The sequence below is a fragment of the Bacillus sp. OTU530 genome, assembly GCF_038440375.1.
On record NZ_JASATP010000037.1, the window covers coordinates 36,739 to 59,151 of the forward strand.

Annotated in this window: 38 protein-coding genes and 1 pseudogene; 37 read left to right on the top strand and 2 right to left on the bottom strand. The window is 41.5% G+C overall.

Annotated features, from left to right (window positions below; all coding sequences use genetic code 11):
- Positions 1-28: 28 nt before the first annotated feature.
- The 35 genes and pseudogenes from rpsS (at position 29) to AAHB12_RS22285 (ending at position 19,280) form a co-directional block, all read left to right on the top strand.
- Positions 29-304, top strand: coding sequence for a 30S ribosomal protein S19 (rpsS, locus tag AAHB12_RS22115; protein WP_129730332.1), 276 nt, complete (start codon positions 29-31; stop codon positions 302-304).
- Positions 305-321: 17 nt separating this feature from the next.
- Positions 322-663: a 50S ribosomal protein L22 gene (rplV, locus tag AAHB12_RS22120; protein WP_129730334.1), complete on the top strand. Its 342-nt coding sequence runs from the start codon at positions 322-324 to the stop codon at positions 661-663.
- Positions 664-666: 3 nt separating this feature from the next.
- Positions 667-1,326 (top strand): 30S ribosomal protein S3, encoded by a 660-nt coding sequence (gene rpsC, locus AAHB12_RS22125; protein ID WP_129730336.1) that lies wholly within the window; start codon positions 667-669, stop codon positions 1,324-1,326.
- A 1-nt stretch (position 1,327) separates the two neighbouring features.
- Positions 1,328-1,762, top strand: a complete 435-nt coding sequence (rplP, locus tag AAHB12_RS22130; RefSeq protein WP_129730338.1) for a 50S ribosomal protein L16 — start codon at positions 1,328-1,330, stop codon at positions 1,760-1,762.
- A complete protein-coding gene (rpmC, locus tag AAHB12_RS22135; protein WP_129730340.1) occupies positions 1,752-1,952 on the top strand; it encodes a 50S ribosomal protein L29 in 201 nt (66 codons plus the stop codon). Before rplP ends, rpmC begins: the two co-directional genes overlap by 11 nt.
- Positions 1,953-1,974: 22 nt before the next feature.
- Entirely contained in the window at positions 1,975-2,238 is a 264-nt protein-coding gene (rpsQ, locus tag AAHB12_RS22140) for a 30S ribosomal protein S17 (RefSeq protein WP_129730342.1), read from the top strand.
- 45 nt (positions 2,239-2,283) lie between these two features.
- Positions 2,284-2,652, top strand: a complete 369-nt coding sequence (gene rplN, locus AAHB12_RS22145; RefSeq protein ID WP_129730344.1) for a 50S ribosomal protein L14 — start codon at positions 2,284-2,286, stop codon at positions 2,650-2,652.
- A gap of 39 nt (positions 2,653-2,691) precedes the next feature.
- A complete protein-coding gene (rplX, locus tag AAHB12_RS22150; protein WP_129730346.1) occupies positions 2,692-3,003 on the top strand; it encodes a 50S ribosomal protein L24 in 312 nt (103 codons plus the stop codon).
- Positions 3,004-3,028: 25 nt separating this feature from the next.
- Positions 3,029-3,568, top strand: coding sequence for a 50S ribosomal protein L5 (gene rplE / locus AAHB12_RS22155; RefSeq protein ID WP_129730348.1), 540 nt, complete (start codon positions 3,029-3,031; stop codon positions 3,566-3,568).
- 33 nt (positions 3,569-3,601) lie between these two features.
- A complete protein-coding gene (locus AAHB12_RS22160) occupies positions 3,602-3,787 on the top strand; it encodes a type Z 30S ribosomal protein S14 (protein ID WP_129730350.1) in 186 nt (61 codons plus the stop codon).
- Positions 3,788-3,816: 29 nt separating this feature from the next.
- Positions 3,817-4,215 carry a 30S ribosomal protein S8 gene (gene rpsH, locus AAHB12_RS22165; RefSeq protein WP_129730352.1) on the top strand — a complete coding sequence of 133 codons (399 nt, stop codon included), beginning with the start codon at positions 3,817-3,819 and terminating at the stop codon, positions 4,213-4,215.
- A 31-nt stretch (positions 4,216-4,246) separates the two neighbouring features.
- On the top strand, positions 4,247-4,786 hold the full coding sequence (rplF, locus tag AAHB12_RS22170) for a 50S ribosomal protein L6 (protein WP_129730355.1): 540 nt from the start codon (positions 4,247-4,249) through the stop codon (positions 4,784-4,786).
- 32 nt (positions 4,787-4,818) lie between these two features.
- Positions 4,819-5,181, top strand: coding sequence for a 50S ribosomal protein L18 (rplR, locus tag AAHB12_RS22175; protein WP_342047132.1), 363 nt, complete (start codon positions 4,819-4,821; stop codon positions 5,179-5,181).
- Between the two features lie 21 nt (positions 5,182-5,202).
- Positions 5,203-5,703, top strand: coding sequence for a 30S ribosomal protein S5 (rpsE, locus tag AAHB12_RS22180; RefSeq protein WP_129730359.1), 501 nt, complete (start codon positions 5,203-5,205; stop codon positions 5,701-5,703).
- 19 nt (positions 5,704-5,722) lie between these two features.
- Complete coding sequence (gene rpmD / locus AAHB12_RS22185) at positions 5,723-5,905, top strand: 50S ribosomal protein L30 (RefSeq protein ID WP_129730361.1); 183 nt, start codon at positions 5,723-5,725, stop codon at positions 5,903-5,905.
- A 39-nt stretch (positions 5,906-5,944) separates the two neighbouring features.
- Positions 5,945-6,385 carry a 50S ribosomal protein L15 gene (gene rplO, locus AAHB12_RS22190; protein WP_129730363.1) on the top strand — a complete coding sequence of 147 codons (441 nt, stop codon included), beginning with the start codon at positions 5,945-5,947 and terminating at the stop codon, positions 6,383-6,385.
- Entirely contained in the window at positions 6,385-7,680 is a 1,296-nt protein-coding gene (gene secY / locus AAHB12_RS22195; protein ID WP_342047135.1) for a preprotein translocase subunit SecY, read from the top strand. Before rplO ends, secY begins: the two co-directional genes overlap by 1 nt.
- A gap of 57 nt (positions 7,681-7,737) precedes the next feature.
- Entirely contained in the window at positions 7,738-8,388 is a 651-nt protein-coding gene (locus tag AAHB12_RS22200; protein ID WP_129730367.1) for an adenylate kinase, read from the top strand.
- Positions 8,388-9,134 (top strand): type I methionyl aminopeptidase, encoded by a 747-nt coding sequence (gene map, locus AAHB12_RS22205; RefSeq protein WP_129730369.1) that lies wholly within the window; start codon positions 8,388-8,390, stop codon positions 9,132-9,134. The genes AAHB12_RS22200 and map overlap by 1 nt, the downstream gene beginning before the upstream one ends.
- Before the next feature lie 68 nt (positions 9,135-9,202).
- Positions 9,203-9,421 carry a translation initiation factor IF-1 gene (infA, locus tag AAHB12_RS22210; protein ID WP_129730371.1) on the top strand — a complete coding sequence of 73 codons (219 nt, stop codon included), beginning with the start codon at positions 9,203-9,205 and terminating at the stop codon, positions 9,419-9,421.
- A gap of 35 nt (positions 9,422-9,456) precedes the next feature.
- Positions 9,457-9,570 carry a 50S ribosomal protein L36 gene (rpmJ, locus tag AAHB12_RS22215; RefSeq protein WP_000868344.1) on the top strand — a complete coding sequence of 38 codons (114 nt, stop codon included), beginning with the start codon at positions 9,457-9,459 and terminating at the stop codon, positions 9,568-9,570.
- Between the two features lie 20 nt (positions 9,571-9,590).
- On the top strand, positions 9,591-9,956 hold the full coding sequence (rpsM, locus tag AAHB12_RS22220; protein WP_129730373.1) for a 30S ribosomal protein S13: 366 nt from the start codon (positions 9,591-9,593) through the stop codon (positions 9,954-9,956).
- 24 nt (positions 9,957-9,980) lie between these two features.
- Positions 9,981-10,373 carry a 30S ribosomal protein S11 gene (rpsK, locus tag AAHB12_RS22225; RefSeq protein ID WP_129730375.1) on the top strand — a complete coding sequence of 131 codons (393 nt, stop codon included), beginning with the start codon at positions 9,981-9,983 and terminating at the stop codon, positions 10,371-10,373.
- A gap of 173 nt (positions 10,374-10,546) precedes the next feature.
- On the top strand, positions 10,547-11,491 hold the full coding sequence (locus tag AAHB12_RS22230) for a DNA-directed RNA polymerase subunit alpha (RefSeq protein ID WP_129730377.1): 945 nt from the start codon (positions 10,547-10,549) through the stop codon (positions 11,489-11,491).
- Positions 11,492-11,538: 47 nt separating this feature from the next.
- A complete protein-coding gene (gene rplQ / locus AAHB12_RS22235) occupies positions 11,539-11,901 on the top strand; it encodes a 50S ribosomal protein L17 (protein ID WP_129730379.1) in 363 nt (120 codons plus the stop codon).
- 104 nt (positions 11,902-12,005) lie between these two features.
- Positions 12,006-12,842, top strand: a complete 837-nt coding sequence (locus AAHB12_RS22240) for an energy-coupling factor ABC transporter ATP-binding protein (RefSeq protein WP_342047139.1) — start codon at positions 12,006-12,008, stop codon at positions 12,840-12,842.
- Positions 12,818-13,687 carry an energy-coupling factor ABC transporter ATP-binding protein gene (locus AAHB12_RS22245; protein ID WP_342047141.1) on the top strand — a complete coding sequence of 290 codons (870 nt, stop codon included), beginning with the start codon at positions 12,818-12,820 and terminating at the stop codon, positions 13,685-13,687. The genes AAHB12_RS22240 and AAHB12_RS22245 overlap by 25 nt, the downstream gene beginning before the upstream one ends.
- Positions 13,687-14,481 carry an energy-coupling factor transporter transmembrane component T family protein gene (locus AAHB12_RS22250; protein ID WP_129730385.1) on the top strand — a complete coding sequence of 265 codons (795 nt, stop codon included), beginning with the start codon at positions 13,687-13,689 and terminating at the stop codon, positions 14,479-14,481. The genes AAHB12_RS22245 and AAHB12_RS22250 overlap by 1 nt, the downstream gene beginning before the upstream one ends.
- 12 nt (positions 14,482-14,493) lie before the next feature.
- On the top strand, positions 14,494-15,231 hold the full coding sequence (gene truA, locus AAHB12_RS22255; protein ID WP_129730387.1) for a tRNA pseudouridine(38-40) synthase TruA: 738 nt from the start codon (positions 14,494-14,496) through the stop codon (positions 15,229-15,231).
- Positions 15,232-15,436: 205 nt separating this feature from the next.
- On the top strand, positions 15,437-15,874 hold the full coding sequence (gene rplM, locus AAHB12_RS22260; protein ID WP_129730389.1) for a 50S ribosomal protein L13: 438 nt from the start codon (positions 15,437-15,439) through the stop codon (positions 15,872-15,874).
- A gap of 21 nt (positions 15,875-15,895) precedes the next feature.
- Positions 15,896-16,288 carry a 30S ribosomal protein S9 gene (gene rpsI / locus AAHB12_RS22265; protein WP_129730391.1) on the top strand — a complete coding sequence of 131 codons (393 nt, stop codon included), beginning with the start codon at positions 15,896-15,898 and terminating at the stop codon, positions 16,286-16,288.
- Between the two features lie 69 nt (positions 16,289-16,357).
- Positions 16,358-16,547, top strand: a pseudogene (locus AAHB12_RS22270) (iron chelate uptake ABC transporter family permease subunit); the annotation flags it as partial.
- 147 nt (positions 16,548-16,694) lie between these two features.
- A complete protein-coding gene (locus AAHB12_RS22275; RefSeq protein ID WP_129730392.1) occupies positions 16,695-17,135 on the top strand; it encodes a DUF2521 family protein in 441 nt (146 codons plus the stop codon).
- A 62-nt stretch (positions 17,136-17,197) separates the two neighbouring features.
- The gene (gene cwlD / locus AAHB12_RS22280) at positions 17,198-17,911 is read left to right on the top strand and encodes an N-acetylmuramoyl-L-alanine amidase CwlD (protein ID WP_129730394.1); all 714 of its coding nucleotides are present in this window, start codon (positions 17,198-17,200) and stop codon (positions 17,909-17,911) included.
- Between the two features lie 304 nt (positions 17,912-18,215).
- On the top strand, positions 18,216-19,280 hold the full coding sequence (locus AAHB12_RS22285) for an Mrp/NBP35 family ATP-binding protein (protein WP_342047143.1): 1,065 nt from the start codon (positions 18,216-18,218) through the stop codon (positions 19,278-19,280).
- 72 nt (positions 19,281-19,352) lie between these two features.
- Here the strand turns inward: AAHB12_RS22285 and gerD are convergent, their stop codons facing one another.
- Entirely contained in the window at positions 19,353-19,913 is a 561-nt protein-coding gene (gene gerD, locus AAHB12_RS22290; protein WP_342047145.1) for a spore germination lipoprotein GerD, read from the bottom strand.
- A gap of 306 nt (positions 19,914-20,219) precedes the next feature.
- Between gerD and AAHB12_RS22295 the strand changes: the two genes are divergently transcribed.
- Positions 20,220-20,816: a KinB-signaling pathway activation protein gene (locus AAHB12_RS22295; protein ID WP_342047146.1), complete on the top strand. Its 597-nt coding sequence runs from the start codon at positions 20,220-20,222 to the stop codon at positions 20,814-20,816.
- Between the two features lie 157 nt (positions 20,817-20,973).
- Here the strand turns inward: AAHB12_RS22295 and pdaB are convergent, their stop codons facing one another.
- Positions 20,974-21,738: a polysaccharide deacetylase family sporulation protein PdaB gene (gene pdaB, locus AAHB12_RS22300; RefSeq protein ID WP_129730402.1), complete on the bottom strand. Its 765-nt coding sequence runs from the start codon at positions 21,736-21,738 to the stop codon at positions 20,974-20,976.
- Positions 21,739-21,904: 166 nt separating this feature from the next.
- On the opposite strand from pdaB, the gene AAHB12_RS22305 reads away from it, so the two are divergent.
- A complete protein-coding gene (locus AAHB12_RS22305; RefSeq protein WP_129730404.1) occupies positions 21,905-22,123 on the top strand; it encodes a hypothetical protein in 219 nt (72 codons plus the stop codon).
- The last annotated feature ends 290 nt before the right edge of the window (positions 22,124-22,413 follow it).

Genomic DNA, 22,413 nt, shown 5'->3' on the forward strand with positions numbered 1-22,413 from the left:
TACGTCAATTACGAAGGGAGGTACAAAAATGGCTCGCAGCTTAAAAAAGGGACCATTTGTCGATGATCATTTAATGAAAAAGGTCGAGCAAGCTACTGAAACTGGCTCTAAGCAAGTTATCAAAACTTGGTCTCGTCGTTCTACAATCTTCCCTCAATTCATCGGTCACACAATCGCTGTGTATGATGGTCGTAAGCATGTTCCTGTTTACGTTACTGAGGATATGGTTGGTCATAAATTAGGCGAATTTGCGCCAAGTCGTACGTACAAAGGCCATGAGGCAGATAAGAAAACTAGAAGATAATGAGAGGAGGCACTTCAATGCAAGCTAAAGCAGTAGCTAGAACAGTTCGTATTGCTCCTCGTAAAGTACGTCTAGTATTAGATTTAGTTCGAGGAAAGCAAGTGGGTGAAGCAATCGCAATTCTTCGCCACACTCCGAAAGCTGCTTCTCCAGTTGTAGAGAAGGTTTTGAAATCTGCGATCGCAAACGCAGAGCATAACTATGAAATGGACATCAACAACTTAGTTGTTAGCACAGCATTCGCTGATGAAGGTCCAACATTGAAACGTTTCCGTCCACGTGCAATGGGACGTGCAAGCGCGATTAACAAACGCACAAGCCATATTACAATCGTGGTATCTGAAAAGAAGGAGGGATAATCGATGGGTCAAAAGGTTAGTCCGATAGGTCTTCGGGTTGGTATTATCCGTGACTGGGAATCTAAATGGTACGCTGATAAAGATTTCGCTGAGTTATTACACGAAGATATTAAAGTCCGTGAATACATCAACGTTCGTTTGAAAGATGCTGCTGTTTCTAAAGTTGAAATTGAGCGCGCTGCAAACCGTGTGAACATTACAGTACACACTGCAAAGCCTGGTATGGTAATTGGTAAAGGTGGTACAGAAGTGGAAGCACTTCGTAAAGCTCTTAACCAATTAACTGGCAAACGTGTCCACATCAATATTTTAGAAATCAAAAAAGCAGATCTTGATGCGAAATTGGTTGCTGAAAATATTGCTCGTCAATTAGAAAACCGTGTATCTTTCCGTCGTGCACAAAAACAAACACTTCAACGTGCGATGCGTGCAGGTGCAAAAGGTATCAAAACTCAAGTTTCTGGACGTCTTGGCGGCGCTGATATCGCTCGTTCAGAATCTTACTCTGAAGGAACTGTTCCACTTCATACTCTTCGTGCTGACATCGACTATGCAACAGCAGAAGCTGATACAACATACGGCAAGCTTGGCGTAAAAGTATGGATTTATCGTGGAGAAGTCCTTCCTACGAAAAAGAAAGCTTCTGAGGAAGGAGGAAAATAATATGTTAATGCCTAAACGCGTAAAATATCGTCGTGAACACCGTGGTAAAATGCGTGGAGAAGCTAAAGGTGGTAAAGAAGTTCATTTCGGTGAATTCGGTTTACAATCTACTGAAGCTTCTTGGATTACAAACCGTCAAATCGAAGCTGCGCGTCGTGCGATGACTCGTTATATGAAACGTGGCGGTAAAGTCTGGATTAAGATTTTCCCTTCTAAGCCATACACTGCAAAGCCTCTAGAAGTCCGCATGGGTTCCGGTAAAGGTGCTCCAGAGGGTTGGGTAGCAGTTGTTAAACCTGGAAAGGTTATGTTTGAAATTGCGGGTGTATCTGAAGAGATCGCACGTGAAGCTTTACGTCTTGCTGCTCACAAACTTCCAGTTAAATGTAAGTTTGTAAAACGTGAAGAAAATGGTGGTGAATCTAATGAAAACTAATGAAATTCGTGACTTAACCACTGCTGAAATCGAACAAAAAGTGAAAGCCTTGAAGGAAGAGTTGTTCAACCTTCGCTTTCAATTAGCTACAGGACAATTAGAGAACACTGCTCGCATTCGCGAAGTACGTAAAGCAATTGCTCGCATGAAAACTGTAGTTCGTGAAAGAGAGATCGGAATTAACGGATAATAATTGAGGGGAGGTTTGCACTGTGAGCGAACGCAACCAACGTAAAGTTTACACTGGACGTGTTGTTTCCGACAAAATGGATAAAACTATCACAGTTTTAGTCGAAACTTACAAAACACATACTTTGTACGGAAAACGTGTTAAGTATTCTAAAAAATACAAAGCACATGATGAATTAAACCAAGCAAAAGTTGGCGATGTAGTAAAGATCATGGAAACTCGCCCGCTTTCTGCTACTAAACGCTTCCGTTTAGTTGAAGTGGTTGAAGAAGCTGTTATTATTTAATAGACGAATCGGATCAATGATAAATCCGAAGGGAGGTTCCATAGCATGATTCAACAAGAAACTCGTTTGAAAGTTGCTGACAACTCTGGTGCTCGTGAATTGTTAACAATTAAAGTATTAGGTGGTTCTGGCCGTAAGTACGCTAACATCGGTGACATTATCGTCGCTACTGTAAAACAAGCAACACCAGGTGGCGTTGTTAAAAAAGGTGATGTTGTTAAGGCGGTAGTTGTGCGTACAAAGAGCGGTGCTCGTCGTAAAGACGGTTCTTACATCCGTTTCGATGAAAATGCAGCAGTTATCATTAAAGAAGATAAGAGCCCACGCGGTACTCGTATCTTTGGACCGGTTGCTCGTGAATTGCGCGAAAGCAACTTCATGAAAATCGTTTCCTTGGCTCCAGAAGTTCTATAATTTCGAAGTATTGCCTTTCTAAGGAGGTGCACAAAAAAGATGCATGTTAAAAAAGGTGACAAAGTACAAGTAATCACTGGTAAAGATAAAGGAAAACAAGGTGTAATCCTTGCCGCTTTCCCTAAGGAAAACCGTGTTATTGTTGAGGGTGTTAACGTTGTTAAGAAGCACTCTAAGCCGTCTCAATTGAATCCACAAGGTGGAATCATCACGAAAGAAGCACCAGTTCATGTATCTAATGTTCTGCCATTAGATCCAAAAACAGGTGAGCCTACTCGTGTAGGTTATCAAGTAGTCGATGGTAAAAAAGTTCGTGTAGCAAAGAAATCAGGTCAATTATTAGATAAATAATCTCTCTTGAAAGGAGGTCCCTGAATTGAATCGCCTTAAAGAAAAGTTCCAAAAAGAAATTACACCTGCTCTAGTGAGCAAGTTTAACTATAAGTCGGTAATGCAAGTGCCTAAGCTTGAAAAAATCATCATCAACATGGGTGTTGGTGACGCTGTACAAAACTCTAAAGCATTAGACAATGCTGTTGAAGAGTTAACACAAATCGCAGGTCAAAAACCTGTTGTAACTCGTGCAAAGAAATCGATCGCAGGCTTCCGTCTTCGTGAAGGTATGCCAATCGGTGCAAAGGTTACATTACGTGGAGAACAAATGTATGAGTTCTTTGATAAGCTTGTATCTGTTTCTCTTCCACGTGTTCGTGACTTCCGCGGTATCTCTAAGAAGTCTTTCGATGGTCGCGGTAACTACACTTTGGGAATTAAAGAACAATTAATCTTCCCTGAGATTGATTACGATAAAGTAAGCAAGGTTCGTGGTATGGACATCGTAATCGTAACAACTGCTAACACAGATGAAGAAGCTCGTGAGCTTTTAACACAATTCGGTATGCCATTCCAAAAATAATGGAAGCCAACGCTAAGTAGAGGAGGCGAAAACGTGGCTAAGAAATCAATGATTGCAAAGCAAAAACGCGAGCCGAAGTTTAAAGTACAGGCGTATACACGTTGCGAACGCTGCGGTCGTCCGCATTCTGTATATCGCAAATTTAAACTTTGCCGTATTTGTTTCCGTGAACTTGCCTATAAAGGTCAAATTCCTGGTGTTAAAAAAGCTAGCTGGTAATACCCAAGAATGGGAAGGAGGTAAAACAAATGGTGATGACAGATCCAATTGCAGATTTGCTTACTCGCATCCGTAATGCGAATATGGTACGTCACGAGAAATTAGAAGTTCCTGCTTCTAACATGAAAAAAGAAATCGCGGAAATCTTAAAGCGTGAAGGTTTCGTTCGTGATGTAGAAATGATCGAGGATAACAAGCAAGGTATCCTTCGCATTTTCTTAAAATACGGTCCAAACAACGAGCGTGTAATCACTGGACTAAAACGCATCAGTAAGCCTGGCTTACGTGTATATGCAAAAGCTGATGAAGTACCACGTGTACTTAACGGATTAGGTATTGCAATCGTTTCTACTTCTAAGGGAGTAATGACTGATAAAGATGCTCGCCAACAACAAACTGGCGGAGAAGTACTAGCATACGTTTGGTAATATTTTCTGAACGAACGGAGGTGTAACAGAAATGTCTCGTATTGGTAAAAAGATTCTTGAAATTCCTGCAGGCGTAACAATTACAGTAGCTGACAACAATACGGTAACTGTAAAAGGCCCTAAAGGTGAATTAACTCGTACTTTCCATGCTGATATTAAAATCAATATCGAAGAAAACGTACTAACAGTGACACGTCCTTCCGATCAAAAGGAGCACCGTGCGCTTCACGGTACAACTCGTGCTCTTCTGGGCAACATGGTTGAGGGTGTAACAGCTGGATTCCAACGTGGACTTGAGTTAATCGGGGTTGGTTACCGTGCATCTAAGCAAGGTAACAAGCTTGTATTAAATGTTGGTTATTCTCATCCAGTGGAGATTACTCCTGAAGCTGGAATCGAAGTTGAAGTACCTGCAAACACGAAAATTCTTGTTAAAGGTATTGATAAAGAACGCGTTGGCGCTTTAGCTGCTAACATTCGTGCAGTACGTGCACCAGAGCCTTATAAAGGCAAAGGTATTCGCTACGAAGGCGAAGTTGTACGTCGTAAAGAAGGTAAAACAGGTAAGTAATCCTGGTAGATGAAAGGAAAGGAGTGACATCAATGATCACTAAACCTGATAAAAATGTGGTTCGTAAGAAAAGACATGCGCGTGTGCGTACAAAGCTTTCCGGTACTGCGGGGCGTCCACGTTTAAACGTGTTCCGTTCTAATCAGCACATTTATGCTCAAGTTATCGACGACGTGAACGGTGTTACATTAGCTAGTGCATCTACTCTTGATAAAGAGTTTTCTCTTGAAGGTACTGGTAACGTAGCAGCTGCTCAAAAGGTTGGCGAGCTAGTTGCAAAACGTGCGGTTGAGAAGGGTGTTGGCGAGGTAGTATTCGATCGCGGCGGATACCTATATCATGGTCGTGTAAAAGCTTTAGCTGAAGCTGCTCGTGAAGCTGGCTTACAATTTTAATGGTAAAAGGAGGGAAAAAAGATGCGTCGCATTGACTCAAGCAAATTAGAACTTGAAGAGCGCGTAGTAACGGTTAACCGTGTTGCGAAAGTTGTTAAAGGCGGTCGTCGTTTCCGTTTCGCTGCGTTAGTTGTAGTTGGAGATAAAAACGGTCATGTTGGATTCGGTACTGGTAAAGCACAAGAGGTACCAGAAGCGATCCGCAAGGCTATTGAAGATGCTAAGAAAAACCTAATTCATGTACCACTTGTTGGTACAACAGTTCCACATGAAGTACTTGGACAATTCGGAGCAGGCGAAGTATTCTTGAAGCCAGCTTCAGCAGGTACAGGAGTTATCGCTGGCGGACCGGTTCGTGCGGTTCTTGAATTAGCTGGCGTACAAGACATCCTTTCTAAGTCTTTAGGATCTAACACGCCTATTAATATAGTACGTGCTACTATGAACGGATTGAACCAATTGAAGCGTGCTGAAGACGTAGCAAAACTTCGTGGCAAAACTGTCGAAGAGCTGTTAGGTTAAGATAAGGAGGGAATAGACAATGGCAAAGAAATTAGAAATTACCCTCACTCGCAGTTTGATCGGACGCCCGCAAGATCAACGCGCGACTGTTGAAGCGCTTGGCTTGAAAAAGCTACATCAAACTGTAGTTAAAGAAGAAAATGCTGCTATTCTTGGAATGGTAAACAAGGTTTCTCACCTTGTAACTGTAAAAGAAGCTTAATTTAAATCGTAATTCAATACTATAAGGAGGTGCCTAGGAATGAAACTTCATGAATTAAAGCCTGCTGAAGGTTCTCGTAAAGTTCGCAACCGTGTAGGACGCGGTACTGGTTCTGGTAACGGTAAAACTGCTGGTAAAGGTCATAAAGGACAAAACGCCCGCTCTGGCGGCGGTGTTCGTCTTGGCTTCGAAGGTGGTCAAACTCCTCTATTCCGTCGTCTTCCAAAACGTGGCTTCACAAACATCGGACGTAAAGAATACGCGATTGTGAACCTTGATGCTTTAAATCGCTTTGAAGATGGTACAGAAGTAACAGCGGAATTGTTACTTGAAACTGGCGTAATCAGCAAGCTGAACAACGGTGTAAAAGTTCTTGCGAACGGTACACTTGAGAAAAAGCTTACTGTGAAAGCTACTAAATTTTCTTCTGCTGCAGTAGCAGCAATTGAAGCGGCTGGCGGAAAAACTGAGGTGATTTAATGTTTCGTACAATCTCCAACTTTATGCGCGTTGCTGAGATAAGACATAAAATCCTTTTTACCTTGGCGATGCTAATCGTCTTCCGAATTGGTACGTTTATTCCGGTACCTAATGTTAACGCTGAAGTTCTAAAGGCCCAAGATCAACTCAACGTATTAGGTATTCTTAATACCTTCGGGGGCGGAGCGTTGAAAAACTTCTCCATCTTCGCGATGGGAATCATGCCGTATATTACAGCATCCATCATCGTGCAGCTTTTGCAGATGGATGTTGTGCCTAAGTTTACGGAATGGGCAAAGCAAGGTGAGATGGGCCGTCGTAAATTAGCTCAGTTTACCCGCTATTTCACAATTGTGCTAGCTTTTATTCAAGCAATCGGTATGTCTATCGGATTTAACAATTTGGCGAACGGACAGTTAATTGAGAATCCGGGTTGGACGACATATTTGTATATCGCTACTGTTCTTACTGCAGGGACAGCCTTTTTAATGTGGGTGGGCGAACAAATTACAGCGAAGGGCGTTGGAAACGGAATTTCAATCCTCATCTTTGCTGGTATCGTAGCAGCAATTCCAAACGTGATGAATCAGGTTTATGTACAGCAGTTCCAAGACGCTGGAGAAGATTTATTCGTTCGTATTGTGAAAGTAGCACTAATTGTAATTGCTATATTGGCAGTTATTGTTGGAGTCATCTATATTCAACAGGCAACAAGAAAGATCCCGATTCAGTACGCAAAACGTGCAACGGGAAGCGGCAGTGCTGGTGCACAAAACACGCACTTACCATTAAAGGTAAATAGCGCAGGTGTAATTCCAGTCATCTTTGCCGTATCGTTCTTGATTACACCGCCAACGATTGCTCAGTTTTTCCCGAAACACGATGTGTCGCAATGGATTATTCAAAACTTTAACTATTCTCATCCTGTGGGAATGATTATATATGTTGCATTAATCATTGCCTTCTCGTACTTCTATGCGTTTGTTCAAGTTAACCCTGAACAAATGGCTGAGAACCTGAACAAGCAAGGTGGATATGTTCCTGGTATCCGCCCAGGTAAGAATACAGAGCAATATCTAACAAAAATTCTCTATCGTTTAACTTTTGTTGGTTCTCTATTCTTAGCAGCTATCGCCATTCTGCCAGTTATCTTTATTAAGCTTGCAAATTTACCTAGTTCTGCACAAATTGGGGGAACAAGTTTATTAATTGTAATTGGAGTGGCTTTAGAAACGATGAAACAGCTAGAAAGCCAATTAGTAAAACGCCATTATAAAGGCTTCATTAAGCAATGAGCAACGCGGGAAGGTACTCTTCCCTAACAGCTCGTTTATATTCTGGGGGGAATCGTGATGAATTTAATTTTGATGGGACTTCCGGGTGCCGGAAAAGGTACACAGGCTGAAAGAATTATTGCCAAGTATAATATCCCTCACATTTCAACAGGAGATATGTTTCGTGCTGCTATTAAAGAAGGAACTGAACTAGGTTTAAAAGCAAAATCTTTCATGGATCAAGGTGCGCTTGTTCCAGATGAGGTAACAATCGGGATCGTTCGTGAGCGTTTAAGCAAAGAAGATTGCGACAATGGCTTCTTGCTAGATGGTTTCCCTCGAACAGTGGCTCAAGCATCTGCTTTAGAAGAAATCGTGAAAGATCTTGGCAAGAAAATCGATTATGTCATCAATATTGATGTAGATTCTGATTTATTGCTTAAACGATTGACTGGAAGACGTATTTGCAAAGACTGTGGTTCAACATATCATCTTGTCTTTAACCCACCTGCAGTAGAGGGTGTTTGTGATAAATGTGGCGGGGAGCTGTATCAGCGCTCTGATGATAATGAAGAGACTGTAGCAAACCGTTTAGAGGTTAATATTAAGCAAACACAGCCTTTGCTTAATTTCTATGAAGAACTTGGTTACTTGCGAAATATCAACGGCGTGCAGGAAATCGGAAAGGTATTTGAAGATATTGAAGCCCTTATCGGAGTTTTGGCGTAATGATCGTTTGTAAGACACCTCGCGAACTTGAAATTATGCGCGAAGCAGGAAGAATTGTAGCTCTGACTCACCAAGAGTTGAAAAAGCACATTGTTCCGGATATCACAACAAAGGAGCTTGACGCAATTGCGGAACAAACCATTCGCAAGTATGGGGCATCCCCTTCCTTTAAAGGATATCATGGTTTCCCGGGAAGCATTTGTACTTCTGTAAATGAAGAGTTGGTGCACGGAATTCCAAGCGACCGCAGACTCAAGGATGGCGATGTGATCAGCATCGATATAGGTGCGAAATATAACGGATATCATGGAGATTCCGCATGGACATATCCCGTAGGAAGCATTTCAGAATCTGTTCAAAAGCTGCTTGATGTTACAGAGAGATCATTATATCTCGGTTTGGAGCAAGTGAAGCCTAGTGAAAGATTGTCAAATGTATCACATGCGATTCAAACATATACGGAGAGCAATGGCTTTTCTGTTGTGAGAGAGTATGTCGGTCATGGAATCGGGCAAGACTTACATGAAGACCCGCAAATTCCCCACTACGGTCCTCCTAACAAAGGTCCTAGGTTGAAACCGGGTATGGTTATTTGCATTGAACCGATGATTAATGAAGGAACAAGATATGTAAAAACACTCTCTGATAACTGGACAGTGGTGACTGTTGATGGTAAATGGTGCGCTCACTTTGAGCATACTATTGCTGTTACAGAAACAGGATATGAGATCCTAACCACCCTGTAAGCAGTAAACTCTCCGAGATTTCAGAGCAGTTTAAGAAGATTACTGATTTGAAGAAGGGAGAACATGAAATGGCTAAAGATGATGTAATTGAAGTAGAAGGCACAGTTGTAGAAACTTTGCCAAACGCGATGTTTAAAGTAGAATTGGAGAACGGACACGTGGTATTAGCTCACGTTTCTGGTAAAATCCGTATGAACTTCATTCGTATTTTACCAGGAGACAAAGTTACGATAGAATTATCTCCGTATGACTTAAATCGTGGTCGTATTACGTATCGTTTTAAATAATATAGCACTCCGTAATCGTTAAGGAGGTTCGAGACATGAAAGTAAGACCATCCGTTAAGCCGATTTGCGAAAAATGTAAAGTTATTCGCAGAAGAGGAAAAGTAATGGTGATCTGTGAAAATCCGAAACATAAGCAAAAACAAGGTTAATCAAGGGAGGTGTTTTCATAATGGCACGTATCGCAGGTGTAGATATTCCTCGTGACAAACGCGTTGTTATTTCTTTAACTTACGTATATGGTATTGGTCGTCCGACTGCTGAGAAAGTTCTTGCGGAAGCTGGTGTTTCCGAAGATACTCGAGTTCGTGATCTAACTGAAGAAGAATTAGGGAAAATCCGTGATGTCATCGATCGTCTAAAGGTAGAAGGTGACCTTCGTCGTGAAGTATCCTTAAACATCAAACGTTTGATGGAAATCGGTTCTTTCCGTGGTCTTCGTCATCGTCGCGGTTTACCAGTTCGTGGTCAGAATACAAAAAATAACGCACGTACGCGTAAAGGTCCTCGTCGTACTGTAGCGAACAAGAAGAAATAATAAGTAAAGGAGGTTGAACAAACAATGGCAGCACGCAAAACAAATACTCGTAAACGTCGTGTGAGAAAGAATATTGAAACTGGTATCGCGCATATCCGTTCTACATTCAACAACACAATCGTAACGATTACAGACTCTCATGGTAATGCACTTTCTTGGTCTAGTGCAGGTGCACTTGGTTTCAGAGGCTCTCGTAAATCTACTCCATTTGCAGCGCAAATGGCTGCAGAAACAGCTGCAAAAGCATCCATCGAGCATGGTCTTAAAACTTTAGAGGTTACTGTTAAAGGTCCTGGTGCCGGTCGTGAAGCAGCTATCCGTGCGCTTCAAGCTGCAGGATTAGAAGTAACAGCTATCAGAGACGTTACTCCAGTGCCTCATAACGGATGCCGTCCGCCAAAACGTCGCCGTGTGTAATTGTTCTGTATAATTTCCCAAACATTGTCTATAATGGGATATGATACAATATTTATACAGAAAAATATCACTTATTGTTGTGCACAATCGGGAACTGCCTAAGGGGGACTTTCGGTTAGACAATTTTAAGTTGTCTAGCCGGGGTTTCGACGTTTTGAAGGAGGGTTTAATAAATGATCGAGATTGAAAAACCAAAAATCGAAACGGTTGAAATTAACGAAGATGCCAAGTATGGCAAGTTCGTCATTGAACCGCTTGAGCGTGGATATGGTACTACTTTGGGTAATTCCTTACGTCGTATTTTATTATCCTCACTCCCTGGTGCCGCTGTAACGTCTATCCAAATTGATGGTGTACTACACGAATTTTCTACGATTGAGGGCGTTGTGGAAGATGTCACAACGATTATCTTAAATTTAAAGAAGCTGGCCCTGAAAATTTACTCTGAAGAAGAGAAAACGCTCGAAATTGATATTACGGGCGAGGGTGTTGTCACAGCTGCTGATATTACCCACGACAGCGACGTGGAAATCTTAAACCCAGATTTACATGTTGCAACGCTTGCTAAGGATGCACACTTACGTATGCGTCTTACAGCTAGACGTGGCCGCGGGTATACACCAGCCGATGCGAACAAGAGAGAGGATCAGCCGATAGGCGTTATTCCTATCGACTCCATTTATACTCCAGTCTCACGTGTGACATACCAAGTAGAAAATACACGTGTCGGACAAGTAACAAACTACGACAAGCTTACGCTTGACGTATGGACGGATGGAAGCATCGGACCAAAAGAAGCAATCTCGTTAGGAGCCAAAATCTTAACAGAGCATTTAAATATCTTTGTCGGTTTAACAGACGAAGCACAAAATGCTGAGATTATGGTAGAAAAAGAAGAAGATCAAAAAGAGAAAGTTTTGGAGATGACGATCGAAGAACTTGACCTTTCTGTTCGTTCTTATAACTGCTTGAAGCGTGCTGGTATCAATACGGTACAAGAGCTTGCTAACAAGACAGAAGAAGACATGATGAAGGTTCGTAACTTAGGACGCAAATCCTTAGAAGAAGTGAAGCATAAGCTCGAAGAACTTGGCTTAGGCTTGCGCAAAGATGACTAAGGTTTCTTTGTTTTGTTACGATACTACTAACAAAGGAGGGACTACTAATGGGATACAGAAAATTAGGCCGCACAAGTGCCCAGCGTAAAGCGATGTTACGTGACTTAACGACTGATTTAATCATTAACGAGCGTATTCAAACTACTGAAACACGTGCGAAAGAGCTTCGTTCCGTAGTAGAAAAAATGATTACTTTAGGAAAACGCGGAGATCTTCATGCTCGCCGTCAAGCAGCATCATACATCCGTAACGAAGTAGCTAATGCTGAAACAAACCAAGATGCACTTCAAAAGCTATTCGTTGATATCGCACCACGTTACACAGAGCGTCAAGGTGGATACACTCGTATCGCTAAGATCGGACCACGCCGTGGTGACGGTGCTCCAATGGTAATCATCGAGTTAGTATAATAACAGTAAAAGGGCAGGATCAACTGATCACGGCCCTTTTTTTGTATCTTCTGAATGTCGAAATGGATTATTTCTTAGGAAATGTTGTCTGGGGGTGTGCAGTTATGGAGAAACTTCGTGTCGATATGTTAAAGTTTCAATATCCTCATGCCCATTCGTATACTTTGCATGATATTTCTTTTTCTATCCAAAAAGGGGAATGGGTTAGTATTATCGGTCAGAATGGTTCCGGAAAATCGACTTTGGCAAAGTTGTTAAACGGGCTGCTCTTGCCAAGTGAAGGAACTATTATAGTAGATGGTGGAATTGTATTGTCAGAGGAGACAATTTGGGATGTGAGAAAGAGAATTGGCATGGTATTCCAAAGTCCTGATAATCAATTTGTTGGTACAACCGTTAAGGATGACATTGTATTTGGTCTTGAGAATATTGGGATGACTCGGGATGAGATGGCTAAACGTCTTGAGTATGTACTCCAGCTTGTTGGCATGAAGGAATATGAGAATCAAGAGCCACATTCCTTATCGGGAGGTCAAAAACAACGTGTTGCCATTGCTAGTATTTTAGCCCTTGAGCCATCTATTCTTATTTTGGATGAGGCTACCTCGATGTTGGATCCAAAAGGGAGAAGAGAAGTATTAGAAACGGTACGGGAACTTGTGCGAACAAAAGGGGCTACTGTCCTTTCAATTACACATGACCTAGAGGAGGCTGCACAATCGGATAGAGTGATTGTTCTCCATGAGGGAAGTATTTTACGAGAAGGGAAGCCGGAACAGGTATTTCAATATGGTGATGAGTTGCGGAAGATCGGTTTAGATACTCCATTTTCTGTGAATTTAACAGAAGCTCTGCAAAAAAGCGCTGTTCCGCTACAATCCATGCATCTTACAATGGAAAGTTTGGTGAATGAGCTTTGGACATTATATTTCAAAAAGTAGAGCATCGTTACCAACGAAACACTCCGTTTGAACGACTTGCAATTTACGATGTTGATATTTGCTTAAAGAGTGGGCATTATTATGCTGTTATCGGACATACGGGTTCAGGAAAATCTACATTTATTCAGCATTTGAATGGTTTGCTGCAGCCAACTAACGGGGAAGTTCGAGTTGGGGAACAAGTCATTTCATCCCATAAAAAAGAGAAAAAGCTTAAACCGCTTCGCAAAAAGGTAGGTGTTGTGTTTCAATTTCCAGAACATCAACTTTTTGAAGAAACAGTAGAGAAAGATATTTGTTTTGGACCAGTAAATTTTGGTGCAACAGAAGAACAAGCAAAGAGAAAAGCAAGAGATGTGATTCAATTGGTTGGACTTTCTGAGGAATTTTTAGGGAAATCACCATTTGAATTAAGCGGAGGCCAAATGCGGCGAGTGGCGATTGCTGGTGTCTTAGCAATGGAACCTGAAGTACTTGTGCTGGATGAACCGACAGCTGGACTCGATCCAAGAGGACAACGAGAATTGATGGATATGTTTTATGGACTTCATAAGGCAAAAGGCCTCACGGTCATTCTGGTGACACATAATATGGATGATGCCGCTCGTTATGCTGATCAGGTCATTGTGATGCATAAAGGGACTGTATTTTTGCAGGGGGAGCCGACAGAAGTATTTTCGCATGCGAGCGAACTAGAAGGAATCGGTGTCTCTCTTCCGTTGTCGCTTCAATACAAAAAGCTGCTTGAAGAAACATGTGGTGTGCTTCTACCCGAGTCTACGCTGACAGCAGAGAAGCTAACTTATGAGCTGCTGCAATTGATACGGAAGGGAGAGAAGCGGTAATGCAGCAATTGATGATTGGAAAGTATATACCAGGGAATTCCCTTATTCACCGTCTCGATCCGCGTGCGAAGCTCTCTATCGTGTTTTTCTATGTGTTTCTTGTGTTTCTTGCTAATAACTCTGCTTCCTATGGTTTATTGCTGTTATATTCTGTATTGCCTGTAGTTTTTTCAGGAGTCCCTTTTCGTTACATCTTGAGGGGGCTAAAACCAATGCTGTGGATTTTTCTATTCACCTTTCTTCTCCATGTATTCACAACGAAGGAAGGGGCCCTTTTGTTTGAGTTTGGTCCCATATCTGTCCATCAAAAGGGATTACAGCAAGGAACTTATATGTCGATTCGTTTTCTTGTAATTATCCTGCTGACAACACTATTAACATTAACGACAACACCTATTGAGATTACAGATGGACTAGAGTCATTGCTTTCACCATTTAAAAGGATCGGTCTGCCCGCTCATGAAATCGCGCTTATGATGTCCATCTCTTTACGCTTCATCCCAACGTTGCTGGAAGAGACGGAGAAAATTATGAAGGCGCAGGCATCAAGAGGTGTAGATTTCGCAGGAGGACCCATTAAGGAGCGGCTGCGCGCTATGGTAGCATTGCTTGTTCCTTTATTTATTAGCGCATTTAAAAGGGCTGAGGATTTGGCAATTGCGATGGAAGCGAGAGGATACCAGGGAGGCGGGGGCAGAACAAAATTCCGTCAGCTTCTTTGGCATGTCCGAGACAGTGCAGCATTTGGAAGCCTACTTTTAACAGCGTTTATTTTAGTTTGGATTCGTTCATAATGGAGAGTGGTTATGAAAAGAATGAAGTGTATTATTTCCTATGATGGTACGGGCTTTTTTGGCTACCAAATTCAACCAGGAAAGCGTACAGTGCAGCAGGAGATAGAGGCCGTGTTGAAGAGGATGCATAAAGGCGAGGAGGTTCGTATTTATGCATCAGGAAGGACGGACGCAGGCGTTCATGCACAAGGACAGGTTATTCATTTTGATACTCCTCTTGAGATCGCTCAGGAGCGCTGGATTGCTGCGTTAAATACACAATTGCCCGAAGATATTGCAGTACACCATGCGGAAGCTGTGTCCCCAAAGTTTCATGCTCGTTATGATGTGGTGAGCAAGGAATACCGCTATCGAGTTATGCTGGGAAGAGGGAAAAATGTATTTCTTAGACATTATGCGCATTTCTATCCGTACAGCTTGAATATAGAGGCGATAGAGGCGGCTATTCAGCATTTAAAGGGGACACATGACTTTACCTCCTTTTGCTCAGCTAAAACGGAGATAGAGGATAAGGTGCGGACAATCTATGAGATTGATGTACAGCAGCAAGGCGAGGAAATTATATTTCGCTTTATAGGTAACGGCTTTTTGTATAATATGGTACGTATTATGGTCGGCACATTGCTTGATGTAGGACAAGGAAAGCTGCATGCAGATGAGATTCCGAGCATCCTAAAGCAGATGGATAGACGCTCTGCCGGGAAGACAGCACCTGGTCATGGGCTATATTTATGGCAGGTTAATTACTAGAAAATTTTTCTCAGGAATAAATTGGCGGAAAATATAAAGGCTATAACAACTAATCCTGGTGTAACATTTTCTTGACATTAGTTTGCCAAAACGATAATATAACATATGGTATTGTTTCTAAAACCACGATAAAGCCCCGGAACTTCATCGTGTTAGAATAAACAAACAAGAATTTCATTATTGAGATTGAACAGGAGGGAAACACATGCGTACGACTTTCATGGCAAAGGCTAACGAAGTTGAGCGTAAATGGTATGTTGTTGATGCTGAAGGTAAAACTTTAGGTCGTCTTGCAAGCGAAGTAGCTTCTATTTTGCGCGGGAAAAACAAACCAACTTACACACCAAATGTTGATACTGGCGATCACGTAATCGTAATCAACGCTGAAAAAATTCATTTAACAGGTAACAAATTGAACGATAAGATTTACTATCGTCACAGCATGCATCCAGGCGGATTAAAACAAAGAACAGCTCTAGAAATGCGTACAAACTACCCTGTACAAATGATCGAGCTTGCGGTTAAAGGTATGCTTCCTAAAAACCGTCTTGGCCGTCAAATGGTTAAGAAATTAAACGTATATGCTGGTGCTGAGCATCCACATCAAGCACAAAAACCAGAAGTTTACGAACTTCGCGGATAATTATTAAAAGGAGGGTTTACTTTGGCACAGGTACAATACTATGGTACTGGACGTCGTAAGAGTTCAGTAGCGCGTGTCCGTCTCGTTCCTGGCGAAGGACGCGTTATTATCAACGGTCGTGAATTTGAAAACTATATTCCATTCGCTGCATTGCGTGAAGTTGTAAAGCAACCTCTAGTTGCAACTGAAACTTTAGGCAGCTACGATGTTCTTGTTAACGTTGGCGGCGGCGGCTACACTGGTCAAGCTGGTGCAATCCGTCACGGTATCGCAAGAGCATTACTAAAAGCGGATCCTGAATACCGCTTAACTTTAAAACGTGCGGGTCTATTAACTCGTGATGCGCGTATGAAAGAGCGTAAGAAATACGGTCTTAAAGGCGCTCGTCGTGCACCTCAGTTCTCAAAACGTTAATTTTTGGCGTTTGGAAGGCTCTCAACCATTTTGGTTGGGGGTCTTTTTTATTGGAGAAAAAATGCTTGACCACATATTTCTAGACGATTAGTTGGAGCACGACATATAAAAGTATTACCATTGACCGCTGTCATTGGCGCTTTTATCCACAGACACATTAGGACGCGTTATCATGGCTCCAATGGAACTACCCGTCGGCATCGTCGTCTCCATTTTGGGAGCACCTTACTTTATCTATTTACTTGTAAGGAACGTTTAAGCGGGGGGCAGCTTGATGTGAGACACCTTTTGCAGACAAACAGAAGTACCTTGTCTGCGTTTCTTATTCTCTTCCCTAGTTGGAATATTTTAATGGGCATGTTCCTTTTCTGTACGTTTAGACTACGGAATAGGGAGGTGCATAAGCTTGAATGTCATTACTACCCTAAAAGATAAACGACGTGAAAAGCAATTGAAATATGAACGGAGGCTGCTGCGTGAGATCTCGCTAGCCTCTCTTCGAAGCGATATAAAGCAATATTTTTATGAGTATACAAAGACATCTCAGTTTACACGACATTGTGAAGAGTATTGTATTGAGCTGGCAGTTGAGTCCTATCTGCTCGGTGCCCGTTACAGCAAGTTTGGCTATTACGGAGAACCGTTACCGCAGGTGAGAAAACGATCTATATTTGAGGAAAAAAGCCTAGCGGAAATGCTGTTTCACTTTTTGTCGACAGTTCCGTTGGCTGAGCTGCCGAAGGAATACCGGCAAAAGCTGCACGAAGTATGTGAAAGTTTCATCTCTTCCTGGTGGAAGGAAGGCTACGAAAAAGGAGAACGAAGATATCGTCTTCGTTTACGTTAACTACTCATATTCTCTCTCCTTGTCCCATATAAGTAAGTAGAGGACTAGCAGGAGGGGGAATTATGAGGAAAATTAAATTGATTTCCTTCGCTTTAGCAGCCATTGTACTTTTTTTTCTCGTACGGTATGAATTCCAGATTACAAAGTCATGGAAAGCATGGAATTTACCTCTTTCAGGGAAAATTATAGTGTTGGATGCGGGACATGGAGGACCTGATGGCGGAGCAGTCGGCGGCGATGAGATTATAGAAAAAGAAGTTACGCTTAAGATTGCGAAAAAAGTGCAAGATTACTTACAGGAGCAAGGAGCCCTTGTGATTATGACGCGCACCGAGGATGAAGATTTGGCTGATGAGGATACAAAGGGATATAGCAGAAGGAAAGTCGAGGATTTACGCAGGCGGGTTGAAATTGTCAATAATTCCGATGCGGACTTCTTTGTTAGTATTCATTTAAATGCCATTCCGATCCCCAGCTCGCGAGGTGCACAAACTTTTTATAGCCGTTCGCTAATAGAAAATGAACGAGCTGCCAAATTTGTTCAGGCAGAGCTTCGAAATAGCTTAGAAAATACAAATCGATTAGCTAAAATTATTAATCATGTATATCTTCTTAAGCATGCTAAGGTACCAGGTGTGCTTGTAGAAGCGGGATTCTTGTCTAATGTGGACGAGAGACAGCTTTTGAAATCTGAAGCATATCAAAAAAAGATCGCAGCTGCTGTGTACAGGGGTGTACTGCGGTATTTTACTGAGAAAGGAAATCCTCCTGACTAAAAGCAGGAGGTTTTTTTCATACCTTAGAAGTATAGTGTAAGTGCAACTACACCTCTATCTTCGTCTAAGGGCAGGGCCCGCCAGTCGGCGAGTTTTCTTTACACTTTAAGAAAGTATAGATTTCTAGCTGGCAGCCAATTCGACGTAGTGAGAAATTTTAGGAATAAAGTATAAGTGCAACTACGCCTCTGTCTTCGCCCAAGAGCAGGGCTCGCCAGTCGGTGAGTTTTCTTTACTTGTTAAAAATGAAAGTGTGATATACTAAAAATGAAAACGCACTATTTCTTACAGGCGGTGGACAAATATGATAACAAAAGAGCAAATCATACAAGCACTGAACGGATTGCAAGACCCATTTCTACATAAAACATTTGAAGAGACAGGCGCCATTCAAGAAATCAGTTTAAAGTCAGAGAAAGCACATGTAAGCTTGAAAATTGCAATTGCTCAAATAGGCACTCCAGAGCAGATGCAGTTGCAGGGTGCCATTGTAAAAATTGTAAAGGATTTAGGGGCAGCTACAGTAGGTCTTCGTTTTACTGAGCTTACTGATGAGGAGCTGGCTAAGTTCGGTGTAGCAGAGGAAAACGCACCGGATACATTGCTATCTCCAAATTCAAAAACCGTATTTCTCGCAGTTGCAAGCGGCAAAGGCGGTGTCGGTAAGTCTACTGTTTCTGTAAACCTTGCAGTTGCGCTAGCACGCCTTGGAAAGAAAGTGGGAATTGTTGACGCGGATATTTATGGATTTAGCGTACCGGACATGATGGGTATTACAAAACGTCCAGTTGTGCGCGATGAGCGCATTGTCCCAGTTGAGCGATTTGGGGTAAAGGTCATCTCGATGGGCTTTTTTGTAGAGGATAATGCACCTGTTATTTGGCGGGGGCCAATGCTTGGCAAAATGTTAAACCATTTCTTCTCGGAAGTAGAATGGGGTGAGTTGGATTACCTTGTGCTAGATTTGCCGCCAGGAACGGGGGATGTTGCTTTAGATGTCCATTCCATGCTTCCTTCTTGCAAAGAAATTATCGTGACAACACCGCATCCAACAGCCGCTTTTGTTGCTGCGCGTGCTGGTGCGATGGCATTGCGGACAGAGCATGAAATAGTTGGAGTTATCGAGAATATGTCTTACTTTGAAAGCAAGGTAACTGGAGAGAAGGAATATGTCTTTGGGCAAGGCGGAGGAAAAAAGCTTGCTGAGGATTTACAAACGATTTTACTTGGTCAAATTCCGCTTCAGCAGCCTGATTGGAATGAGGCTGATTTTGCACCATCTGTATATGATGAAGCGCATCAAATCGGGCAAATCTATAATGAGATTGCTGAAACAGTTATCGAGGCAATTGAAGTTAAACAGAAATAACCTCTTCTTATGAAGAGGTTTCACATTGTTGAAAAAGTCGATTGTCAACTTGACGGATCGGCTTTTTCTTTATTATGACTTCTTATTTGCTTTCTCAATAGCTTTACTAATAACATCAATCATTTTTGTTTGGAAGAGCGGGTTCTCGGCAGTTTCATTCAACATTTGCTGTAAATGAAGACGGTATTCCTTACTCTTCATCACCTCGAGCATTTGTTTCTCTACCTCTGGGTTTTTCAAAATTTCAATAACTCCAGCTTGGTATTGAGGATCCTTTAGAAGAACCTTCATGAGGTCTCCTTGCTCTTTTTGTACACTTTTTGCAAAGGATGCGGAGAACTGTGGGTCTTTAAACAGCTTTTCCCAGAATTTTTGCCCCTCCTCAGAGGTCATAGTATCCTGAATGGTTTGCTTGACAACCGTTTCATCAAGGATAAGGGCCTGCTTCATTTTCTCATCCTTCAGCACATCCTGAATGGCATTCTTTCCTTGATCCGTTTTTAAAATATCGATAATCATTTTTTTGGTTTGATCGTAGTCCAATTCAGCTTGAGCTGAATTATTTTCCTGGGCACATGCTGCTACTGTAAGAAGGAGTAGAAACGATAGCAGTATAAACGGAATCCGTTTCATTAACCGGAGCTCCTTTCGCTGATTTCTATTTTTGGGTATAAAGGCAGACATAAACTTTGTGACACATCCTAGTTTCCCTAGTATGCCCTTTAACAGTAAATTTGAATAAAGTTAAGGTGCATCAGGAAGCCTTTACTAATACATTGTGCCAAGCCACACATTGTATGTTGTTAAGGAAAATTAGATTGTGTCTGCTTTTCTTAATATAAATATCTTGGTAAAAATTATGCGTATTCCTGACTAGCTTTTTAAAATTTCGGTTGTTACAATTTAAGTTAGAACATGCAGAAACTGGGGGATTATGTTGTGAACAGCCGAAAATGGGTACATTTATTTTTTTCCACCCTTTTTCTTGGGGGAATAAGTACAATTTTAGTTGGGTTTATTTTAAGGTGGAACCAGTATGCAAGGCTGTTTCAAAGCTTTGATGGGAAGGAGCTGCTTTCTGTAGCCTTTTGGCTGCTAGGGGTTGGATTTATCTTCAGTGTCATCAGTCAAATGGGCTTTTTTGCTTACTTAACGGTACATCGCTTTGGGATTGGGATTTTTCGTTCTGTATCTCTTTGGAATACGATGCAGGTATTTCTTGTAGCTTTTGTATTATTTGATTTCGTATACTTACGCTCTACCTTCATAGAGGGAGGAAATGCCTCTACAACGCACAATATATTGATAGCAGCTGTCATATTTCTTGCAGGAGCAATTGTTGCCTACATAAAAAGTAAGGAAACGAATAAGCAAGCTTTTATACCCGCTTTATTTTTTATGATTGTTGTTACAATAATAGAGTGGATTCCTGCGCTTCGCGTCAATGATCGTGATTGGCTGTATTTAATGGCAGTTCCACTTTTTATCTGCAATGCTTATCAGCTATTAACTTTACATCGTCTTATCAGGAAATAAAAAAGATGGCCTAAAAAAGGATTATCCTTTTCTAGACCATCTAGGAGAGACCATTCCTTGCAGGGAATGGTTTAGCTTCGTTGACCGGTTTTATCAAGCGTAAGACAGGTTAATGGAGCTTTTTTTCTATGTTTTCTTGCATATATCTCATTTTTTATCACTGTACATCTGTGCTCTTTGTTTGGGTATTGGAAATCAGTTCTGAGACAGATGCATTTGCATACCCTGCTGCTCTTAAATGTTGAATGAGCAGAGGAAGAGCTTGATTTGTTTGTAGTGCTGAATCCGAGGCATGCAGAAGAATGATATCACCAGATTGCAAGTGCTCAGACACTGTTTTTACAATCTTAGTTGCACCTGGATTTCTCCAATCATCAGAATTATTGCTCCAGTGGATGACCGTATAGCCTAGAGAATCAGCAACTTTTAATACTTCTTTATTGAAGCTCCCGCTTGGTGGGCGCAGGAGCTTAACATCCTTTACACCAAGCTTTGTAAATATCTCCTGTGCCTTTAATATATCCTGTCTTACCTGTGCCGCCTCTAGGGATGTATAGCTTTTATAGTTATAGCCCATACTTCCAATCTCATGACCGTCTTTTTGAATGCGTTCGACGATATCTGGATGTCTCTCAGCCCAAGCGGCAGATATGAAAAATGTTGCGTTTTTAATGTTTTGTTTTTGTAATGTATCCAAAATTGGAATTGCCTTTTCATCTCCCCAGCTGATATCAAATGTTAAGGCCACTTGCTGTTTAGCAGCATCCCCTTTATAGATTGCTTTAGGTCCTGTAGCGGTAGAAAATACAGACTGCTGTGAATAAGTTTCCAGAAATAAAAGCCATGCCGTAAATAAAGAAAGTAAAGCAATTAGTAAAACCTGCTTCAACTTTGTTTTGCTCGTTACAAAGAAGAAAAACATAATCTCCCCTCTCCTCTTGTCCAAACCTTTTTAGTTACTTATATGCCCCCTCAAAACAAAACATGCCGTTCTTTCAAGGGAGAGCCACTTAATAAAATGGAAAATGCATACATAAAAGGGTTGCGGGGAAATAATTAACATAAATAAAAAGGAAAGAGGTGCATATATGTTCGGTTTATTGGTTGATAAGAGAGAAATGAAGGAGATGGAATACTTATTAAAAAGAGAGTTGGATGAACTGTTATTTGACTTTGATGATGGCAGAATTGATTATGCGGTCAAGAAAGCGATGGAGGATCGATATAAAGTGTTATTTCGACTATTTCAACGAGTTGCCGACCCGTCAGAATGTTCCCGTTATATACGTAAGAGGGTTCATAATTAACAGTTGGTTTACTTGAGTCTAAATAGTCAAACATGTGCTTTTCATAAGAGAAAATATAAGCTGTGTGCTTTGATAAAAGAAGGGGAGCTGATTCATGATTGTTAATTAGAGGGTTTTATATAAAGATGAATCAGCTTCTATATTAAAAAGTATTGACGACAGCTACATAGGTATGGTAAATTAAATCTCGTCGCTGATGAGTGACAAACTTTAAAAAACAATTTCAAATAAATTATTGACATCGAAAGTAGCAGATGTTAATATAAGAAAGTCGCGTTGAGCGGCAAAGT

What these genes read in the sequence shown, in the direction of transcription:
- rpsS (WP_129730332.1), top strand. Translation starts at nt 29, where the DNA reads ATGGCTCGCAGCTTAAAAAAGGGACCATTTGTCGATGATCATTTAATG.
- rplV (WP_129730334.1), top strand. Translation starts at nt 322, where the DNA reads ATGCAAGCTAAAGCAGTAGCTAGAACAGTTCGTATTGCTCCTCGTAAA.
- rpsC (WP_129730336.1), top strand. Translation starts at nt 667, where the DNA reads ATGGGTCAAAAGGTTAGTCCGATAGGTCTTCGGGTTGGTATTATCCGT.
- rplP (WP_129730338.1), top strand. Translation starts at nt 1,328, where the DNA reads ATGTTAATGCCTAAACGCGTAAAATATCGTCGTGAACACCGTGGTAAA.
- rpmC (WP_129730340.1), top strand. Translation starts at nt 1,752, where the DNA reads ATGAAAACTAATGAAATTCGTGACTTAACCACTGCTGAAATCGAACAA.
- rplN (WP_129730344.1), top strand. Translation starts at nt 2,284, where the DNA reads ATGATTCAACAAGAAACTCGTTTGAAAGTTGCTGACAACTCTGGTGCT.
- rplX (WP_129730346.1), top strand. Translation starts at nt 2,692, where the DNA reads ATGCATGTTAAAAAAGGTGACAAAGTACAAGTAATCACTGGTAAAGAT.
- rpsH (WP_129730352.1), top strand. Translation starts at nt 3,817, where the DNA reads ATGGTGATGACAGATCCAATTGCAGATTTGCTTACTCGCATCCGTAAT.
- rplF (WP_129730355.1), top strand. Translation starts at nt 4,247, where the DNA reads ATGTCTCGTATTGGTAAAAAGATTCTTGAAATTCCTGCAGGCGTAACA.
- rplR (WP_342047132.1), top strand. Translation starts at nt 4,819, where the DNA reads ATGATCACTAAACCTGATAAAAATGTGGTTCGTAAGAAAAGACATGCG.
- rpsE (WP_129730359.1), top strand. Translation starts at nt 5,203, where the DNA reads ATGCGTCGCATTGACTCAAGCAAATTAGAACTTGAAGAGCGCGTAGTA.
- rpmD (WP_129730361.1), top strand. Translation starts at nt 5,723, where the DNA reads ATGGCAAAGAAATTAGAAATTACCCTCACTCGCAGTTTGATCGGACGC.
- rplO (WP_129730363.1), top strand. Translation starts at nt 5,945, where the DNA reads ATGAAACTTCATGAATTAAAGCCTGCTGAAGGTTCTCGTAAAGTTCGC.
- secY (WP_342047135.1), top strand. Translation starts at nt 6,385, where the DNA reads ATGTTTCGTACAATCTCCAACTTTATGCGCGTTGCTGAGATAAGACAT.
- AAHB12_RS22200 (WP_129730367.1), top strand. Translation starts at nt 7,738, where the DNA reads ATGAATTTAATTTTGATGGGACTTCCGGGTGCCGGAAAAGGTACACAG.
- map (WP_129730369.1), top strand. Translation starts at nt 8,388, where the DNA reads ATGATCGTTTGTAAGACACCTCGCGAACTTGAAATTATGCGCGAAGCA.
- infA (WP_129730371.1), top strand. Translation starts at nt 9,203, where the DNA reads ATGGCTAAAGATGATGTAATTGAAGTAGAAGGCACAGTTGTAGAAACT.
- rpmJ (WP_000868344.1), top strand. Translation starts at nt 9,457, where the DNA reads ATGAAAGTAAGACCATCCGTTAAGCCGATTTGCGAAAAATGTAAAGTT.
- rpsM (WP_129730373.1), top strand. Translation starts at nt 9,591, where the DNA reads ATGGCACGTATCGCAGGTGTAGATATTCCTCGTGACAAACGCGTTGTT.
- rpsK (WP_129730375.1), top strand. Translation starts at nt 9,981, where the DNA reads ATGGCAGCACGCAAAACAAATACTCGTAAACGTCGTGTGAGAAAGAAT.
- AAHB12_RS22230 (WP_129730377.1), top strand. Translation starts at nt 10,547, where the DNA reads ATGATCGAGATTGAAAAACCAAAAATCGAAACGGTTGAAATTAACGAA.
- rplQ (WP_129730379.1), top strand. Translation starts at nt 11,539, where the DNA reads ATGGGATACAGAAAATTAGGCCGCACAAGTGCCCAGCGTAAAGCGATG.
- AAHB12_RS22240 (WP_342047139.1), top strand. Translation starts at nt 12,006, where the DNA reads ATGGAGAAACTTCGTGTCGATATGTTAAAGTTTCAATATCCTCATGCC.
- AAHB12_RS22250 (WP_129730385.1), top strand. Translation starts at nt 13,687, where the DNA reads ATGCAGCAATTGATGATTGGAAAGTATATACCAGGGAATTCCCTTATT.
- truA (WP_129730387.1), top strand. Translation starts at nt 14,494, where the DNA reads ATGAAAAGAATGAAGTGTATTATTTCCTATGATGGTACGGGCTTTTTT.
- rplM (WP_129730389.1), top strand. Translation starts at nt 15,437, where the DNA reads ATGCGTACGACTTTCATGGCAAAGGCTAACGAAGTTGAGCGTAAATGG.
- cwlD (WP_129730394.1), top strand. Translation starts at nt 17,198, where the DNA reads ATGAGGAAAATTAAATTGATTTCCTTCGCTTTAGCAGCCATTGTACTT.
- AAHB12_RS22285 (WP_342047143.1), top strand. Translation starts at nt 18,216, where the DNA reads ATGATAACAAAAGAGCAAATCATACAAGCACTGAACGGATTGCAAGAC.
- gerD (WP_342047145.1), bottom strand. Translation starts at nt 19,913, where the DNA reads ATGAAACGGATTCCGTTTATACTGCTATCGTTTCTACTCCTTCTTACA.
- pdaB (WP_129730402.1), bottom strand. Translation starts at nt 21,738, where the DNA reads ATGTTTTTCTTCTTTGTAACGAGCAAAACAAAGTTGAAGCAGGTTTTA.
- AAHB12_RS22305 (WP_129730404.1), top strand. Translation starts at nt 21,905, where the DNA reads ATGTTCGGTTTATTGGTTGATAAGAGAGAAATGAAGGAGATGGAATAC.